The organism is Pseudomonas sp. BN415 (assembly GCF_029871195.1).
GTDB lineage: Bacteria > Pseudomonadota > Gammaproteobacteria > Pseudomonadales > Pseudomonadaceae > Metapseudomonas > Metapseudomonas resinovorans.
Window position 1 is genome coordinate 99,073 of the sequence record NZ_SSOK01000051.1, and the last position, 16,379, is coordinate 115,451.

The following is a 16,379-nucleotide window of genomic DNA, read 5'->3' on the forward strand; positions in this document are numbered from 1 at the left end:
CGACACCTGCTCGCCTCACGGCATCCAGTCACCTCAGCGCGGCAAACTAACTCGCGCGAGCTCGGCAAAGTAGCGGGCACCAGTGGCTAAGATGGCGTCGTTGAAATCGTAGGTGGCGTTGTGGAGCGGGACCGCTCCGTCTTGCCCGGATGCGCCATTACCGATGAAGACGAAACACCCTGGCACCTTCTGGATGAACGCGCCGAAATCTTCGGAGATCATCACGGGCTGGACATCCGCGTCCAGTGACGCACTGCCGACCACGTTACGCGCCGCTTCGACAGCGATGGCGGTATTGGCGGCCCAGTTAACGGTTGGCACGAATTCATGTGTGTACTCAAACTCGCACGCGGCGCCATGAATGGCGCAGATACCTTCGCTGATCTCCCGCATTCGATGCTCCAGGAGTTGCTGGACCTCTGGGCTGTAGCTGCGAGTGTCACCCTTGATGGTTACATGCGTCGGTATGGCATTTCGAATCCCGTCGGTGATGAATTCGGTGCAGGAAATGACCGCGGGCAGACTGGGGTCGAGATTTCTCGATACGATCGTCTGTAGCGCCAGAATGATCTCGGCCCCGACCACCATGGGGTCTATCCCCATATGCGGTCTGGCCGCATGGGTGCCTTTGCCCTTGATGCGAATGACGAAGTTGTCCTCGCTCGCCATGATTCCACCCGCTCGCGTCCCGATGTGGCCGGCAGGTATGCCAGGCATGTTGTGGGCGCCATAGATGGCATCCACGGGGAAACGCTCGAATAATCCATCGGCCATCATTGCTTTGGCACCTCGCCCATGCTCCTCTGCGGGCTGAAAGATGAAGCGGACTGTGCCGTTGAAATCGCGTCGGGCACTCAGCAGTTCGGCGGCGCCCAGCACCATGGCCATGTGCCCGTCGTGACCGCAGGCATGCATTTTCCCCTTGATGCAGGAAGCATGGCTGCGTTCTGGAGCAGCCTCATGGATGAGCAATGCATCCATATCCGCACGAATACCGATCGCCGCCGGGCTGTTCCCAACGCTCAGGTTGGCCACCAGGCCAGTGCCACCGATACCACGATGGACCTCCAGCCCCATTGCCTGGAGCGCATCCGCAACGAAGTCGGAAGTATTGACCTCCTCGAACCCTATCTCCGGATTTCGGTGAAGGTGGTGGCGCCATTCGACGAGACGTTGCTGGAATGCGGATTCGATATGCATTGTTCGGGGACTCCAAGTAGATAATCCAGGGCCGGCGAGGTCGCTGTGGTATCAGGCGGGCGCCCAATCTCCCGAGAGACCTCCTCGGCGCATGGCCTGCTCAGCGGCCGGTTACTAGGCCGCCGCTGCGCGATAGCGAGAGATAATTGACGAACGCGGGCGCTGTCCGAGTGGGTGAAGCGTTGCCCATGGCGATGCGCTGTCGTTGTCCGCCGCAGGGGGACCCGATACAGGTCATACCTAGTTCGCATCAGGCCACCTGCTTTACAGCTGCGATGAACTTCTCTAGTCGTGATGAACCGGCCTGTTGCAGGAGTTCCTCCGGCCGAGCGTCGTGTATGACCTGGCCATGCTCCATGTAGACCACTCGATCCGACACGCCGAAGGCAAAGCTCATTTCGTGAGTGACGATGACCATTGTCATCCCTTCTTCCGCGAGTTGGCTGATAACTTTGAGCACCTCGCCAACGAGCTCGGGATCAAGTGCAGACGTGGGCTCATCGAAGAGCATCACTGCAGGCTGCATCGCGAGGGCCCGTGCGATCGCCACACGTTGCTGCTGCCCGCCTGAAAGCTGGTGGGGATACTTGTAGGCGTGCTCGATGAGTCCGACCTTGGCCAGCATAGCCAGACTCAGGCGTCGGATGGATTCACGGCTGTCATGCTCGTGATAGAGCGGGCCCATCATCACGTTCTGCAGCACGGTTCGATGCGCGATGAGATTGAAGCTCTGAAACACCATACCCACGTGAACGATCCGCGCCTGATTCCGTCGGGTTCGGTGCGATTTCTCTGCCTCTTCGCTACCGCGCAAGAAGGGTTCGCCTTGCAACAAGACAGTACCGCCGTTGAGGGTCTCAAGACCGTTCAGGCAACGAATAAGGGTCGTTTTACCCGACCCGGAGTGGCCGATGATGGAGACGACCTCGCCCCATTTCACCTTCAGGTCTACTCCCTTCAGTACCTCGTTGGAACCGTAGGATTTAAGTCCTTTACGCAGTTCCAGCGCATACTCACCCTTGGGCTCCAGCCTAGTGTGGAAGCTGACCTGCGCCGCTGTCGCCCCCAGTTCTGGTGCTATGCTTGGGGTTCGTCGGGTGATATCCAGCTTGCGCTCCAGAGCCTTTAGGGCGAGCCCAAAAACGGTCACGATCAGGACGTAGTAAAACGCCACCGCAGCCAGCGTCTCCAGGATGAGGAAGTTCTGGGTATAGAGCCGCTCACCAACCAACAGGAGTTCGGCCAGCGAGATGACCGAAACTAACGAAGTCAGTTTTACGATCGAGATGTACTCGTTGATGAGGCTCGGAAGGGCTATACGAAATGCCTGCGGCACCACAATCATCCGTTGAATACCGAAAAAGCGAATGCCCAGCGCCTTGCCGGCTTCCACCTGTCCTTTCGGTACTGCCAGCAGGCCACCGCGGTGGATTTCGGCAATATAGGCGGCCTCGCTGAGTACCATTGCGACGAGCCCGGCGATGAAGGAGTTTCCGAGCCAAGCGCTGGTGGATGGAAACACTTGGGGGACGTTGTAGATGAAGACCAACAGGACCAACAGTGGGAGACTGCGAAAGAACCAGATGTATGATCCCGCGGCAGCGCTCAAGGAGCGGTACGACGACTGTTTTGCCAACGCCAGAGCGAAACCCAGCAAAATTCCGAGTAGCCATGAGGCGACGCTTAGTTGAATAACGGTCCAGGTCGCTGCCCAGAAGGATTTATTGGCAAAAAGGCTTAACGCATAACTCCAATCGAAAATCATCAGAAATTGGCTCCCCAAGGGCGGTATTTCCTAGGCGAGCATTGAACTCGCCTGGAAACTTAATTGTTATTTTTCAACGTACGCTGCGGTGATTTCTTCAGCGGTAGGTTCCTGAAGGTTGTACTCGGCCAACAATGCCTGGTACTCACCGCTTTTCCTCAGTTGATCGAGTTGGTCGGTTAGCGCCTTAAGCAGTTCGGTATTACCCTTCGCCACACCGAGTCCGATCACGACCGGCTCGAGAAGCTCGTTAGAGGTAATTTCCAGCCTTCCCCGAGTCTGCTTCACCAGCATTTGGGAAACCGCAACATCATCGAACTGCACATCAGCTGCCCGAGCCAGCAGCGCCTGCGCAGAGGCAGGAGAGGACTCGTACTCCTGCACCACGATCGGATCTTGGCCTGCTGCAACGCAATGTTCGGTTGAGAGTTTGCCGAGCATTGGCACCCAAGCGGCCCCTTTCAGCGAGGCGACTCGCTTGCCGCAAAGGTCTTCAGGCCGCTGGGGGCGGTACTCGCTTCCCTTAAGGGTCATTAGCGCCCCCCCAGTCTTCAGGTACGGCACATAGTCAATCTGCGCGGCGCGGGCGGGGGTGATGTACAGGGCTGAGGCGATCACGTCGAACTTCTTGCCGGATAACCCAATAACCAAGTTCGCGAATCGCGTATCCACCACCTCCGGCGTCAACCCCATTCCCCGGGCAATCTTCTCCATGAGCTCGATGTCGAAGCCTGCCGGCTTGTCACCGTCGAAGTACTCGAAGGGTGCCCAGGACAGATCGGAGCCAATGGTCAGAACGCCCTCCCTGAGAGGCTGGACCGAGACCGCATTGGCATTTGCAACCAGGAACGCACTAGCCAAGAAAGCTAGTCCTTTGAACGCACGGGTATTGATCATGATGAGGCTCCTCAAAGTGTGATAATCGCCATTTCACGGGGGGCACGTCGGGTCAGCAGTACTGGTCCCGACCTCGTGATATGGACGTTCTCTTCATGCGCGATCATTTTCCCTGGCGCGTACTCCATGCCAGGCTCGATCGTGATGACCATTCCCTCTTCTAGGGTGGTGTCGTCTCCCGGCATGTGCGACGGGGGCTCAGTCAGTTGCAGACCCAGACCATGGCCCAGGCGACCAACGTTGCTGCCCAACATCCCCGCCGGTTCCAGCACGTCCATCATCGTGCGCCAGAGTTCGGCGACCTTGGTGCCTGGATGCGCGACTGCCAGGGCGGCCTCGGTGGCATCCCAGACCGCCTCGTTCGCACGCAGGGCCGCATCGGCAACGTTGCCAAAACCGAAGTTCCGGTCGAAGTCGCAGAAATAGCCGTTCACCGTTGCACCGACGTCGATGATCAACACATCGCCGTCGACGATCTGGCGGTCGCTCGGCCGCGAAATGAATTGCTCGTAGCCACCTGCCCCCGACGCCGATGCCACGAAAGGCAAGGCATGCGCACCGCCAGCGAGGATATCGATGGCTAGAGCCTGGGAGATTTCTCGTTCGGTCTGGCCGCAGCGGGCATGGGACGGCAACTTGTCGAAGGCGTCACTGACGATGGAACAGGACTGTCGGATGTAGTCGACTTCAGCGCAGGACTTGATCGCCCTCACCCTCCAGATGCAAGGTGATCCATCTACCAACGTGGTGGACTTGAGGCTGTCCTTTAGCGCGAACAGATCGTTGAGTGGCATGCGGACGACCGACTCACGCCCCATTTCCATGCCAATTCGACCGTAGCGGCGAGGTAGCGCCAGCAGGGCCTGGCTGAGCAGGGATACGCCTTCATCCGCTGGGCGAGGAGCTGGCCAACTCAACGTTTGGCCGATCCAACTACCCTTGAGCAGCGGCGCACCAATTTCCGGAACCACAGCGACGCACATGCCGTCTGCCGGGATGATGAAGAACCAAGGACGAGTCGGGCTTTCCCAGAACTGGCTGTCCAAGCCTGTGAAATAGCGGAAATTGGCTGGGGACGTGATCAAGAGCGCGTCCAGATTATGATTTTTCATCTCAGCCTGAACACGCGAAACGCGACTTTCGAATTCCGCGGGGGAGAATGCGAGCCCCATGCCTTACTCCTTAGACTAATAAATAACAGCAGTACTTAAACGAACTCATCCCATATTCGATAACGGTCAAAAAAACTCAGCCAGCCCTCGGGCTTTTGTCACCGGTCCAATATCCAGAGCCATTTTTCTTGGCGCGTGGCCAAGGCCAGCTCTGCTTTGCATAAACAACGTGGCGGTGGAGAAAATTAGCGTCGCATGTTTGTTGCGCCGGAACGAACTACTTAATCTTCAGCGGCGACAGATAAACCCGAAGCAAAGGAAACGAACAATTATCGAGGCAGCCAGGTAAGTGTCCGCTTGAAACTCTGCTCTATTACCTTTCTGGCATGCGCAAGAATTAACGCATCGGCGTTGCGAGTCGCCCTGGTATTGGCAACGCGACAATCAACGCTAAAGCGTGACCACTCCGGAACCATATTGATTGCAGCTTGGCTGCGAATTGAAAGTGCCAGCGCTTGCAACATCGGGATGCTGCTGAGAGGCAGAGACTCGCAGGGCGCGGTCAATTCCTACGCTCAGCACCTGTACCGCCCTCGGTTAGCCAGAGTCAGGGAGCGAACGGCTCCCGAAGCCTTCACCCTCGTCGGCCACGGTCGGGCGCATGCAGCCGCTGACTGGAAAGCAGCCAGTTCGCCCAAAGTGTCCCAGGCACGAAAGCCTGTGTTCCCCGTTGATGATGGGCCGGTTCATAACAGCGCCTTGGCCTTCAGCAACAGCGACTCATACAAGACCTCATCAGTAGCCCCCTCGGTGTTGAACAGCAGCACGACCGAGTTTTCGTCCAGCCCCACGGACTGTCTTGCCATGTCGGAGTTTGCTGCAGACTGCAGCCCTGCCAGCCCGGCCGCACCGCTCTCACCGCCACAGATCACCGGGTCCCCGCTCAGCGGATAAGCCATTCTGGCCATGCCATGCAGACCCGCCTCATCGGATATCGTCATGAACGCAGCCGCATGCTCGGAGAGGATTCGCCAGGCCACCAGCGAGGGTTCGTAGCACTCCAGCATGCCCATGATCGTTGAGTCGCGCGCCTCGATTCGAGTGCACTCTCTCTTGACGGCGCTTGCATAGAGGCACGCGGCATTCTCCGGCTCGACGACTACCACACGTGGTGCCTGCTCACCCAAGGCATTCACCAGATAGGCCGTGATTGCCGCCGCGTAGCCGCCGACCCCGGCCTGCAGGAACACATGAGTGACAGGTTTGCCGAGAGCGGTTGCCTGATTCAGGGCCTCGTTCGCCATCACGAGGTAACCCTGCATGACCCAGGTGGGAATGGCTTCATAACCCGGCCACGAAGTATCGGATACCACGTACCAACCGTTCTCTTCGGCCATCCGGGAGGCATGCTCGACGGAGTCGTCATAATTACCAGTGACTCGGATAACCTCGGCCCCCTGGTCGCCAATCGCCTGCCCACGGCTCTCGCTGACACCTTCGTGAATGAAGATCACCGAACGGCAGCCGACGACGCGAGCTGCAGCCGCGACAGAACGGCCGTGGTTTCCATCAGTCGCACAGCAAAGGGTCAAGGTGCGTGCGACAGCTCGAACGTCTTCCCGCATTAGGTCGCTTGGTTGCAGGCTGCAGCCCAGGCGCTTGCCTACTTCCTGGAGCACCAGCCTTACCACCGCGTGTGCCCCACCCAGGGCCTTGAAGCTGCGCAGAGAAGAACGCTGCCCTTCATCCTTGACCAGGATATTGCTGACCCCCAATCGCCGTGCCAACCCACGCAGTTCGTACAGCGGGGTCTCCTGGTAATCGATGAGCGCGAGGTTGGTATAGACGCTGTCCAAGGCGACGGGCGAGAAGGCATCCGGCGCAGAGGAAGCAGCCGGAGTTTGAGTAACATTCATGTAGAGACGCATCGGTCGGTCTTCATGCAGGAGGAGGATGGGAGAAATGTATTCTCGTAGCCCTCATAAAGGGTCTCTGATTTGGCCCTTGGTATGATAAAAATTCTCCCACCGTGCTGACTGAGGAATCCCCATGAAAGTTGCTGCTCCTACCGTGGACGGTTTTGATCGCCTGCTTTTGGAGCTGGTGCAATCGAACAACCAACTTCCCATGAGGGAATTGGCCGAGCAAATAAACCTTTCCCTACCGGCAGTAGCAAAGCGGCTGCAGCGCCTGCGCAAGACCGGAGTGATTTCTTCCGACCGCAGCATTCTTTCGCCAGAACTGACTGGCGTCAGCACGACAATCGTCGTGAACGTCTCGGTCGAAAACGAAGCGGTGGAACAACTCGACGAAATCCGCCAGCGGTTTTTGAGCTGCCCCCAGGTGCAGCAGTGCTACTACGTTACCGGCGATATCGACTTCATCTTGATCATGGCTGTGAAAGACATGAAACAGTATGAGCAACTCACCCGTGAACTCTTCTTTGAAGGAGGCAACGTCAGGCGGTTTAGGACATTCGTAGCAATGGAGCGTGTGAAGGTATCTCTTGATTTGAAGCTTTAGCGCGAACTGGAATGAATCGCCCCAGCCTGTCTGGAGATCTCAGACACTCACAATGAGAGCCGCTTAAACAGGTACGGGACCGTCCGCTTTTGGCTGATTGTGTTGAAAAAGTCGGTGTTGGGCGGAACCACCTTTCCATAGCCAAAAAAGCGGCCGATTTGCGCGGTGCTACGTGAAATCCAGGGCAGTTCTGCCCCCGAGAGATCGCTCAGATTTCAGCGAAAGCAATGCACTTTTGTGGGCAGAAATCTTGAAGCGAGTTTTTCAACAGAATCGGCCGATTACGGCCAGTTGATGCTGGCAGAAGCGGGGCAGAAGGCTGATGGCTGAAGTGGTGACCATACGCCTTGATTGAGATCGGCTTTGGCCAGCAGCAACCGTGTTACCACCAATCTAGAGATCATGGAACGAAGCCGAGCTAATCCAGGTCGGACGACCGGTGGCGCTCGGGAAGCTGATCAGTCTCGTCACCCCAGACACGATTCACCCGCCGGCCACGTTTCACTGCTGGCCTTTGGGCTATTTCCTCTGCCCAGCGCAGCACGTGAGTGTATTCATGGGCGGAAAGGAATTCAGCCGCCGAGTACAGGTGCCCGCGCACCAGTGCGCCGTACCAGGGCCATACGGCGATGTCAGCGATCGTGTAGGTGTCGCCTGCCAGATATCGATGGTCGCTGAGTCGGCGGTTCAGCACATCCAGCTGCCGCTTGGTCTCCATCGCGAAACGATCGATCGGGTATCTGAGCTTTTCCGGGGCGTACGCATAGAAATGCCCAAAGCCACCTCCCAGGTAGGGCGCTGCGCCCATTTGCCAGAACAGCCAGTTCAAGGTCTCGGTGCGGCCCACCGGATCGGTTGGGAGAAACCGGGCAAACTTTTCCGCCAGGTACAGCAGGATCGAGCCTGACTCAAACACACGGATAGGTGTTGCCGAACTGCGGTCCACCAGCGCCGGAATCTTCGAGTTGGGGTTGATCTCGACAAAGCCGCTGGAGAACTGATCGCCTTCGGTGATCTGAATCAGCCAGGCGTCGTACTCGGCGTCGCGGTGCCCCAGTGCTAGCAGTTCTTCCAGCAGAATCGTGACTTTCACGCCATTGGGTGTGGCGAGCGAGTAGAGCTGCAGCGGATGCTCACCTACGGGCAGCTCCTTTTCGTGGGTTGGCCCGGCGACCGGCCGGTTGATATTGGCGAACTCACCACCAGATGGAGCGAGGTGCTGCCACACTTTGGGTGGAACATACGGTGCCTTGGTCATGGGATCAGTCTCATGGTTGGCTCAGCCGACGGGCTTTCGGAACTTGCTGCAGTAAGGTCCGTTCGCCCCAGGCACATAATGGCGCGTTTTGGGGCGATTCACCGACGCAAGGACTGAAACTTCTGCTTGCGCCGCTGCGGCGAAAAATGGGGATGACAAGGGGTTAGCCCCTTTGTGTAGAAGGATGGGGGTTCAGGGGGAGCGTCCCCCTGGTCTTTATTAATCGCAGTTTGAACTAATCAACAGCTCGCGGAGGCCTGGGCACGGTTTGTGCGGCAAGCACCACCGGAGCGAGTGGCGCCACATCAGTGGTGCTGCGCGCTGGGTCATGGTGCCTCCTATGCCTGCGGTTCGTGGCTGGTGAGGATCGTCGGCAGCCATCCCTTCGGCCAAGCGACCCGCCTCGCTGGCCAGGTCGCCTTTCTTCAGGGTGGTCAGGCGAGCCACTTCGGCCGGAGCAACCACCTGCATGGCCTCCAGGGAAAGACCCTTCGGCACCTGCATGAAGTAGCTTTCTGCGGTTGGTTTCCACCAGTTCCGCATGTCGAGGCCCAGTGTGCTGGCCAGCATATCGGTGGCGCTGTCGCCCTTGGTGCCCTTGTCGCTTACCACGTCGACACCCGTACCGACACACACGGCAAACAAGGCAGCCAAGTCCTCCAAGGACAGTTCCAGCAACGCCGCGAACAGCTCCTTCGGATCGGAGGGCACCCGCCGGCATTTGGGCACCATGAATCGCAAAGATCACGCCGTGGCCACAGTAGAGCAGGGCACAGCTCACCCGCGTCCCGACCGTCACCATCTGCATCGAAATGCTCCGACCTGCTTTGCGAGATGCTCCTTGAGCCGGCTTTTGCTGTTGCTTCTGAGTGTTGTTGTTCATTTCAGGCTTCTCCTGGTTGCTGATGGTGGGAACTTGCTTCGCTGAGTGACCTTTTCGCCGTAAGCCCAGGAGGGCCTGGCCGAGCCAGGTCATCGTTCAGGGCGTGCGAAAAGGGTGCGCAGGGAGGCGCGCTGAAGTTCGTCAGTGGTACAGGGAGGAGGGAGATGAACAATGCGGGCGGCAGCCCGGGCAAGCGGAGCGTGCAGCGCCGGCGCGGCGCGGAGACTCAAGCGATGAAAGCTCGCAGGGGCGAGCCTCACAGCAACCATCGGGGCCCAATGCAGAGCGCGGTCCGTAGGCACGAGTCCAGCTCTAGGTGCCCCTAGGAGAGTGGCAGTACGCGATAGGGGGACTGATGCTAGAGAAAATTTTTCCCTAGAATCTTGCCTGTGGCCACCGTATACAGCGACCGTAACTGGAAAATCAAAGTCTACCCGGACGACCATGTGTCGCCGCACTTCCATGTGCAAACGCCCGACGGCGAGTCGCTGGTGGAGATCGACGTGCTCAAGGTTCTCGGCAAAGCTGCCGAGCCCAAGGCCCTGAAGGCCGCCCTGGTATGGGCGGCTGCCCATGCGGCTGATTTGCAGCGCGTGTGGGATGAGCAAAACCGGAGGAACTGACCCATGACCAGCAAAGCCAGGATCAGCAGCGTGGAGCCCATTGCCGGCAAGCATGCCTTGCTGGTGGTGTTCGCCAACGGTAAGCGCTACAGCATTGACCTTCGCGAGCACATCCGCAGCTTCCCAGCCCTCAAACCACTGGAAGATCTGGCGCTGTTCGGCACCGCCCAGGTCGGTGAATGGGGTTTCGATGTGACCTGGGACAATGACCTGGAACTGGCGGCCACCACCCTATACCGGTTGGCGCTGGAGCAGGCCGGTGAAGTGATGCCTGTTCAGGCGTTCAAGCGTTGGATGGCCGCTAACAAATTGTCGTTGACCACTGCCGCCGTCGAGTTGGGCTTTACCCGCCGCACCATCACCGCCTATAGCAGCGGCACTGCGCTGATTCCCAAGCATGTGGCCTTGGCCTGCAAGGGCTGGGAGTTCGAGCACAAGAGCAAGAAGGCGAATAAAACCGAGGGTAGAAAGGCGCGGCATATCGCATGATGTTCGACGGCTAGTAGCCGCAGCCGTTGAGTGCGACTGACGATCCAGGGCCAACTGGGACAGTTGCGGGCGCCCAGGCATGAGCGATCCAGGAAAGCGCAGCAAATGGTGTGCTGTTCAACGCCTAAGTGATTGATTCGAAATTTTATTTGGGCTTAAATCAGCGCCCTGCACCAATGCCTCCTCCTGCCCGGATGGCGAAATCGGTATACGCAGAGCACTTAAAATGCTTCGCCCTTTGGGCTTGCGGGTTCGAGTCCCGCTCCGGGCACCATTCAAATCAAGTTCTTGCTGGTCACTCTTAGAGCCTTTTCTTTCGTCACCCAGTTCTTTGCCGGGGTTGCGAGAGCACGTTCAGTTCCAGCACATTTCCGGGCCGGAAGAAAACGATCTAAAAACGTCCTGTCGGAAGCAAAGGGTTTTGCTAGCCTCAATATCAGTAGGTGGATACGCAGACTGATGCGCAAGCGGATAGTGAGGAAACGTGGGGCGCGTTCCGAAGGGTACACGGTTAGAAAGATCTCCCCGATGAGATCCAGCCCTTACGCCGTGTGAAGCAGGAGCGCTTACATGCTTCTGTGGGATGCCTGATAAACCTCGAAAGCCGGAAACCAGCGCCGGCCGCCTACTACGAATTCCAGGCCCGCCATGTGCGGGCCTTTTCGTGTCTGGTGATACCTGCTCGACGGTCCTTCCTATATGCTCACCCGACGCAGGGCCGGAAATAATTCCGTTCTGCCTTGTGCAGAACCTTTGGCGCTTGCGAGCGGACTAACGCTGATATTGCGGTGCGCCAGAGGGGTGTATCCATTGTTTGTTTTTTGGCTGGCTTCAGGGAGCCTGAATGGATCAGGCGAAAGAGGGAAATCGAATGGAATCGAAAGAGCAGCACCTGGTGCGTTTGCTCAGCCTCACCACCCGTAGCCTCACCCATCTCACGGCGGCAATGAGTGAAATGTCGTTCGAGATGATGCGCAGTGAGGACCCGGCGGTGAAGAGTGCAGGACGGCGCATGATCGACCACCTGGCTGCCATAGGCGCCGGGCTTGACCAGCATTGGGAGGCGCTCGCCAGCTACAGCGATGTGCCTATCCTTCCCGAGAGCACCGAAGCGCTGGTGGAGCTTGAACTGACGGAAATGCCGCAAGAACCCTGACCAGACGGCCCTTACGGGCCGTTGTTGTTTCTCCGTACTGTCACGTCGTCGTCACGGTCTTGCCATGCAGCTTGGATGGAATCCGCCTATCAATGGTGGAGGGTCTGTCCATGCGACTATGCGTGATTGGGGCGGGTTATGTGGGCTTGGTAACGGCTACCTGTTTTGCCGAAATGGGTAACCAGGTGAGCTGCGTCGAACGCGATCCGTTCCGTCTGGCCCGTCTTCAGCGGGGGCAGGTCCCCATCTACGAGCCTGGTCTGGAACCCATGCTCCAGGCCCACCTCGCCAGCAGGCAGCTGAGTTTCACGGCACAGATAGAAGAGGGTATCGATCAGGTCGATATCGTCTTCATCGCTGTCGGTACTCCCAGTGGCGAAGATGGCTCCGCCGACCTTTCCCATGTGCTCGGCGTGGCCGATGAGCTGGGTGCCAGCCTAAAGCGGCCCTGCCTGGTGGTGGACAAGTCCACCGTGCCAGTCGGTACGGCGGAGCGGGTCGCCCAGCGTATCCAGGCTGGCCTCGCTGCGCGTGGCCTGGGCTTCAAGATCCAGGTGGCGAGTAACCCTGAGTTTCTCAAGGAAGGTTCGGCCATCGACGACTTCATGCGCCCGGACCGGGTCATCATTGGCTGTGACGAAGCGGATGCCACCGAGCAGCTGCGTCGCCTCTATGCGCCGTTCCTGCGCAACCATGAGCGGGTGCTTACCATGAGCGTTCGCGCCGCGGAGTTCACCAAGTACGCCGCCAATGCGTTCCTTGCCACCAAGATCTCGTTCATGAATGAAATGGCTGGCATCTGCGCGCGAATGGGCGTGGACATCGAGGAAGTCCGCCGAGGGGTCGGCAGTGACAGGCGCATCGGCACCCATTTCATCTATGCCGGCTGTGGTTACGGCGGCTCCTGTTTCCCGAAGGATGTGCGCGCCCTGATCAGGACCGCGGAGCAGGAGGGAATTGAACCCGGCATCCTGCGGGCAGTGGAAGCACGCAACGCGCTGCAGAAAACCCTGCTGTTCCAGGCTCTGCGCGAACATTTCAACGGCATCCTGCAGGGCAGGGTGGTGGCGCTCTGGGGGCTGGCCTTCAAGCCAGGCACCGATGACCTGCGGGAAGCGCCCAGCCTGGTGCTGCTGGATGCGCTCCTGCAAGCCGGTGCTCGGGTGCAAGCGCACGATCCTGCGGCCAGTGCCGGGGTTGCCGCTCGCTATCCCAAAGCCGTGGAATCGGGCCAGTTGCGGCTGGCGGACTCCCCTTATAGCGCCGCCGAGGCGGCCGACGCGCTGGTGCTTGTCACCGAGTGGAAGCAGTTCCGTCAGCCGAACTTCGAGCGGATTCGTGGTCTTATGCGCATGCCCGTGATCTTTGATGGACGTAACCTCTACGAGCCGGCGCAGCTGGTCGAAGCAGGCTTCCTCTATCGGGGCATAGGACGGCCTGCAAGCGGCCATTGTAAGGCGACTGCGGCCTGATTAGACTGCGCGGCAATTCGCCATAACACCCACCCCAAAGGATCGAAATGATCAAGAAATGCCTGTTCCCCGCCGCCGGTTACGGTACCCGATTCCTGCCGGCGACCAAGGCGATGCCCAAGGAAATGCTGCCAGTGGTGAACAAACCGCTGATCCAGTACGGCGTTGAAGAGGCCCTGGACGCTGGCCTGAGCGAAATTTCCATCGTGACTGGTCGTGGCAAGCGCGCCCTCGAAGACCATTTCGACATCAGCTACGAGCTGGAACACCAGATCAAGGGCACCGACAAGGAGAAATACCTGGTCGGCATCCGTCGCCTGATCGATGAGTGCAGCTTCTCCTATACCCGCCAGGTCGAGATGAAGGGCCTGGGTCATGCCATCCTCAGCGGTCGTCCGCTGATCGGTGACGAGCCGTTCGCCGTGGTCCTGGCGGACGACCTTTGCCTGAACCTGGAAGGCGACGGCGTCCTGACCCAGATGGTCAAGCTGTACAACCAGTTCCGCTGCTCCATCGTCGCTATCCAGGAAGTGCCGCGCGAGGAAACCTCCAAGTACGGTGTGATCGCCGGCGAGATGATCCGTGACGACATCTTCCGCGTGAACAGCATGGTGGAAAAACCCAAGCCCGAAGATGCTCCGTCGAACCTGGCGATCATCGGCCGCTACATCCTGACTCCGGACATCTTCGACCTCATCGAACAGACCGAACCGGGCAAGGGCGGTGAAATCCAGATCACCGATGCGCTGATGAAACAGGCGCAGGACGGCTGCGTACTGGCCTACAAGTTCAAGGGCAAGCGCTTCGACTGCGGCGGCGCGGAAGGCTACATCGAAGCCACCAACTACTGCTTCGAGAACCTGTACAAGACCGGCAAGGCCTACTGATCGGCCACGCCAGGCAGAGGGCCGCCTTCGGGCGGCCTTTTTAGTTTCGGGTACATGACGTCGATCCTGTGATCGAATTCTAGTGGGGGCGAATTCATTCGCTGAGAGCAGCGTAGTTGCCTCCTGAATGGCCAAAGAGCGAACCTGCGGTCCGCATAGCGATTGAAATCGCCCCCACAACGGAAGTGCTCGAGCGCCGCGCGGTGTCGAACCTGTTATCGGTACCCACAGCGCACTCTAGGGAATCGGCAACGCCTCGGATCCCGGCCCAAGCGGCTGGCCGTAGCTGAACTCCACATAGTTGCCCGCAGGGTCGCGCAGCCCGCAGTAGTAGCCCACGGGGTAGGGCTCGTCTCGCGGTGGCCAGATCAGGCAGCCGGCTGCCGCGGCCTGGGTGGCAATGGCATCGACCCGCTCGCGGCTGTCCACGGCGAAACCGAAATGGCTGTAGTCATCGTTGGCGAGGTGGCGATCGTGGCCGCCGGGCATGATCACGAAGATGAACTGGTGTTCCTTGCCGGGTTCCGCCATCCAGACGATCTTCGAACCCTTGGCGGCGCGCTCGTGGATCACGCGCATGCCGCAGAAGTCCGCGTAGAAGCGGATGCAGGGTTCCAGCTCCGGTACATGCAGGGCCACATGGGTGAGGGTGGGGCGCATGGGACTCTCCTTCTCGATGCCTCAAGAATAGGCCCGGCAACTGGCCAGAGACAGATCTTCCGGTATGCTTGCGGCTTGTTTCTGGAGACTTGCCATGGCTTACGATTTCGACCTCTTCGTGATTGGTGCCGGTTCCGGCGGTGTGCGTGCGGCACGCTTTGCGGCCGGCTTCGGGGGCCGCGTGGCCATTGCCGAGAGCCGCTACCTGGGCGGCACCTGCGTCAATGTCGGCTGCGTACCGAAGAAGCTGCTGGTCTACGGTGCCCATTTCGCCGAGGACTTCGAACAGGCCCAGGGATTCGGCTGGTCGCTGGGCGAGGCCGGCTTCGACTGGCCGACCCTTATCAGCAACAAGAACCGCGAAATCCACCGCCTCAATGGCATCTATCGCAACCTGCTGGTGAGCAGCGGCGTCACCCTGCTCGAAGGCCACGCCAAACTGGTTGACCCGCACACGGTGGACGTCGCCGGTCAACGCTGCACCGCCAAGAACATTCTCATCGCCACCGGCGGCTGGCCGCAGATCCCCGACATCCCCGGCCGCGAGCTGGCCATCAGCTCCAACGAGGCCTTCTTCCTCGAGCAACTGCCCAAGCGCGTGCTGGTCGTGGGTGGTGGCTACATTGCCGTCGAGTTCGCGTCCATTTTCCACGGCTTGGGTGCGCAGACGTCCTTGCTCTATCGCGGCGAGCTGTTTTTGCGCGGGTTCGATGACTCCGTGCGCCATCACCTGCGTGATGAATTGGGCAGGAAGGGGCTGAACCTGCAATTCAATTCCGACGTCGCCCGCATCGAGAAACAGGCCGATGGCAGCCTTCTGGCCACCCTCAAGGACGGCCGTCATCTGGAGACCGACTGCGTCTTCTATGCCACTGGCCGCCGTCCGATGCTCGACAACCTGGGGCTTGAGAACACCGGCGTCGAGCTGGACGAGCGTGGTTTCGTGAAGGTGGATGAGCAGTTCCAGACCGCCGAACCCTCCATCCTTGCCCTGGGCGATGTGATCGGCCGTGTGCAGCTCACGCCCGTGGCGCTGGCCGAGGGGATGGCCGTGGCGCGTCGCCTGTTCAGGCCGGAGGAGTACCGCCCGGTGGATTACGAGCACATCCCCACCGCCGTGTTCAGCCTGCCCAATATCGGCACCGTCGGCCTGACCGAGCAGCAGGCGCGCACCAAGGGTTACAAGGTGAAGCTCTTCGAGAGCCGTTTCCGGCCGATGAAGTTGACCCTCACCGAGAACCAGGAGCGCACCCTCATGAAACTCGTGGTGGACGCTGAAACCGACCGCGTTCTCGGCTGCCACATGGTCGGCCCGGAGGCGGGAGAGATCGTCCAGGGGCTGGCCGTGGCGATCAAAGCCGGCGCTACCAAGCGCATCTTCGACGAAACCATCGGTGTGCATCCCACTGCTGCCGAAGAGTTCGTCACCATGCGCACTCCGGTAGGTGCCTGAC

At 59.3% G+C, this 16,379-nt stretch carries 15 protein-coding genes and 1 tRNA gene; 8 read left to right on the top strand and 8 right to left on the bottom strand.

Annotation, left to right across the window (positions count from 1 at the left end; genetic code table 11):
- Nucleotides 1–33: 33 nt before the first annotated feature.
- From E8F20_RS12265 to E8F20_RS12285, 5 genes are all read right to left on the bottom strand, one after another.
- Nucleotides 34–1,200 (bottom strand): M20 aminoacylase family protein, encoded by a 1,167-nt coding sequence (locus tag E8F20_RS12265; protein WP_280283957.1) that lies wholly within the window; start codon nt 1,198–1,200, stop codon nt 34–36.
- 250 nt (nt 1,201–1,450) lie between these two features.
- Nucleotides 1,451–2,965 carry an amino acid ABC transporter permease/ATP-binding protein gene (locus E8F20_RS12270; protein WP_280283958.1) on the bottom strand — a complete coding sequence of 505 codons (1,515 nt, stop codon included), beginning with the start codon at nt 2,963–2,965 and terminating at the stop codon, nt 1,451–1,453.
- A 66-nt stretch (nt 2,966–3,031) separates the two neighbouring features.
- A complete protein-coding gene (locus tag E8F20_RS12275; RefSeq protein WP_280283959.1) occupies nt 3,032–3,862 on the bottom strand; it encodes an ABC transporter substrate-binding protein in 831 nt (276 codons plus the stop codon).
- Between the two features lie 11 nt (nt 3,863–3,873).
- Nucleotides 3,874–5,034: a Xaa-Pro peptidase family protein gene (locus E8F20_RS12280; protein ID WP_280283960.1), complete on the bottom strand. Its 1,161-nt coding sequence runs from the start codon at nt 5,032–5,034 to the stop codon at nt 3,874–3,876.
- Between the two features lie 686 nt (nt 5,035–5,720).
- A complete protein-coding gene (locus E8F20_RS12285) occupies nt 5,721–6,902 on the bottom strand; it encodes a diaminopropionate ammonia-lyase (protein WP_280283961.1) in 1,182 nt (393 codons plus the stop codon).
- A gap of 121 nt (nt 6,903–7,023) precedes the next feature.
- Here E8F20_RS12285 and E8F20_RS12290 point away from each other — a divergent pair, with 121 nt between their 5' ends.
- Nucleotides 7,024–7,497: an Lrp/AsnC family transcriptional regulator gene (locus tag E8F20_RS12290; RefSeq protein WP_280283962.1), complete on the top strand. Its 474-nt coding sequence runs from the start codon at nt 7,024–7,026 to the stop codon at nt 7,495–7,497.
- 418 nt (nt 7,498–7,915) lie between these two features.
- On the opposite strand, the gene yghU is transcribed toward E8F20_RS12290, so the two are convergent.
- Together yghU and E8F20_RS12300 are read right to left on the bottom strand one after the other, a co-directional pair.
- Entirely contained in the window at nt 7,916–8,755 is an 840-nt protein-coding gene (yghU, locus tag E8F20_RS12295; RefSeq protein WP_280283963.1) for a glutathione-dependent disulfide-bond oxidoreductase, read from the bottom strand.
- Nucleotides 8,756–8,974: 219 nt separating this feature from the next.
- Nucleotides 8,975–9,433: a hypothetical protein gene (locus E8F20_RS12300; protein WP_280283964.1), complete on the bottom strand. Its 459-nt coding sequence runs from the start codon at nt 9,431–9,433 to the stop codon at nt 8,975–8,977.
- Between the two features lie 594 nt (nt 9,434–10,027).
- Between E8F20_RS12300 and E8F20_RS12305 the strand changes: the two genes are divergently transcribed.
- From E8F20_RS12305 to galU, 6 genes are all read left to right on the top strand, one after another.
- Complete coding sequence (locus tag E8F20_RS12305) at nt 10,028–10,261, top strand: DUF4160 domain-containing protein (RefSeq protein WP_280283965.1); 234 nt, start codon at nt 10,028–10,030, stop codon at nt 10,259–10,261.
- A 3-nt stretch (nt 10,262–10,264) separates the two neighbouring features.
- A complete protein-coding gene (locus tag E8F20_RS12310; RefSeq protein ID WP_280283966.1) occupies nt 10,265–10,750 on the top strand; it encodes a DUF2442 domain-containing protein in 486 nt (161 codons plus the stop codon).
- A gap of 188 nt (nt 10,751–10,938) precedes the next feature.
- A tRNA-Leu gene (locus E8F20_RS12315) sits at nt 10,939–11,024 on the top strand.
- 597 nt (nt 11,025–11,621) lie between these two features.
- A complete protein-coding gene (locus E8F20_RS12320; RefSeq protein ID WP_280283990.1) occupies nt 11,622–11,906 on the top strand; it encodes a hypothetical protein in 285 nt (94 codons plus the stop codon).
- 110 nt (nt 11,907–12,016) lie between these two features.
- Nucleotides 12,017–13,378: a UDP-glucose/GDP-mannose dehydrogenase family protein gene (locus tag E8F20_RS12325; RefSeq protein WP_280283967.1), complete on the top strand. Its 1,362-nt coding sequence runs from the start codon at nt 12,017–12,019 to the stop codon at nt 13,376–13,378.
- A gap of 47 nt (nt 13,379–13,425) precedes the next feature.
- A complete protein-coding gene (galU, locus tag E8F20_RS12330; RefSeq protein WP_028628025.1) occupies nt 13,426–14,265 on the top strand; it encodes a UTP--glucose-1-phosphate uridylyltransferase GalU in 840 nt (279 codons plus the stop codon).
- A 237-nt stretch (nt 14,266–14,502) separates the two neighbouring features.
- Here the strand turns inward: galU and E8F20_RS12335 are convergent, their stop codons facing one another.
- Complete coding sequence (locus E8F20_RS12335) at nt 14,503–14,925, bottom strand: VOC family protein (RefSeq protein WP_280283968.1); 423 nt, start codon at nt 14,923–14,925, stop codon at nt 14,503–14,505.
- A gap of 94 nt (nt 14,926–15,019) precedes the next feature.
- Between E8F20_RS12335 and gorA the strand changes: the two genes are divergently transcribed.
- A complete protein-coding gene (gorA, locus tag E8F20_RS12340) occupies nt 15,020–16,378 on the top strand; it encodes a glutathione-disulfide reductase (RefSeq protein ID WP_280283969.1) in 1,359 nt (452 codons plus the stop codon).
- The last annotated feature ends 1 nt before the right edge of the window (nt 16,379 follow it).

Excerpts from the sequence above, each read along its gene's own strand:
- E8F20_RS12265 (WP_280283957.1), bottom strand. The coding sequence starts at position 1,200 with ATGCATATCGAATCCGCATTCCAGCAACGTCTCGTCGAATGGCGCCAC.
- E8F20_RS12270 (WP_280283958.1), bottom strand. The coding sequence starts at position 2,965 with ATGATTTTCGATTGGAGTTATGCGTTAAGCCTTTTTGCCAATAAATCC.
- E8F20_RS12275 (WP_280283959.1), bottom strand. The coding sequence starts at position 3,862 with ATGATCAATACCCGTGCGTTCAAAGGACTAGCTTTCTTGGCTAGTGCG.
- E8F20_RS12280 (WP_280283960.1), bottom strand. The coding sequence starts at position 5,034 with ATGGGGCTCGCATTCTCCCCCGCGGAATTCGAAAGTCGCGTTTCGCGT.
- E8F20_RS12285 (WP_280283961.1), bottom strand. The coding sequence starts at position 6,902 with ATGCGTCTCTACATGAATGTTACTCAAACTCCGGCTGCTTCCTCTGCG.
- E8F20_RS12290 (WP_280283962.1), top strand. The coding sequence starts at position 7,024 with ATGAAAGTTGCTGCTCCTACCGTGGACGGTTTTGATCGCCTGCTTTTG.
- yghU (WP_280283963.1), bottom strand. The coding sequence starts at position 8,755 with ATGACCAAGGCACCGTATGTTCCACCCAAAGTGTGGCAGCACCTCGCT.
- E8F20_RS12310 (WP_280283966.1), top strand. The coding sequence starts at position 10,265 with ATGACCAGCAAAGCCAGGATCAGCAGCGTGGAGCCCATTGCCGGCAAG.
- E8F20_RS12320 (WP_280283990.1), top strand. The coding sequence starts at position 11,622 with ATGGAATCGAAAGAGCAGCACCTGGTGCGTTTGCTCAGCCTCACCACC.
- E8F20_RS12325 (WP_280283967.1), top strand. The coding sequence starts at position 12,017 with ATGCGACTATGCGTGATTGGGGCGGGTTATGTGGGCTTGGTAACGGCT.
- galU (WP_028628025.1), top strand. The coding sequence starts at position 13,426 with ATGATCAAGAAATGCCTGTTCCCCGCCGCCGGTTACGGTACCCGATTC.
- E8F20_RS12335 (WP_280283968.1), bottom strand. The coding sequence starts at position 14,925 with ATGCGCCCCACCCTCACCCATGTGGCCCTGCATGTACCGGAGCTGGAA.
- gorA (WP_280283969.1), top strand. The coding sequence starts at position 15,020 with ATGGCTTACGATTTCGACCTCTTCGTGATTGGTGCCGGTTCCGGCGGT.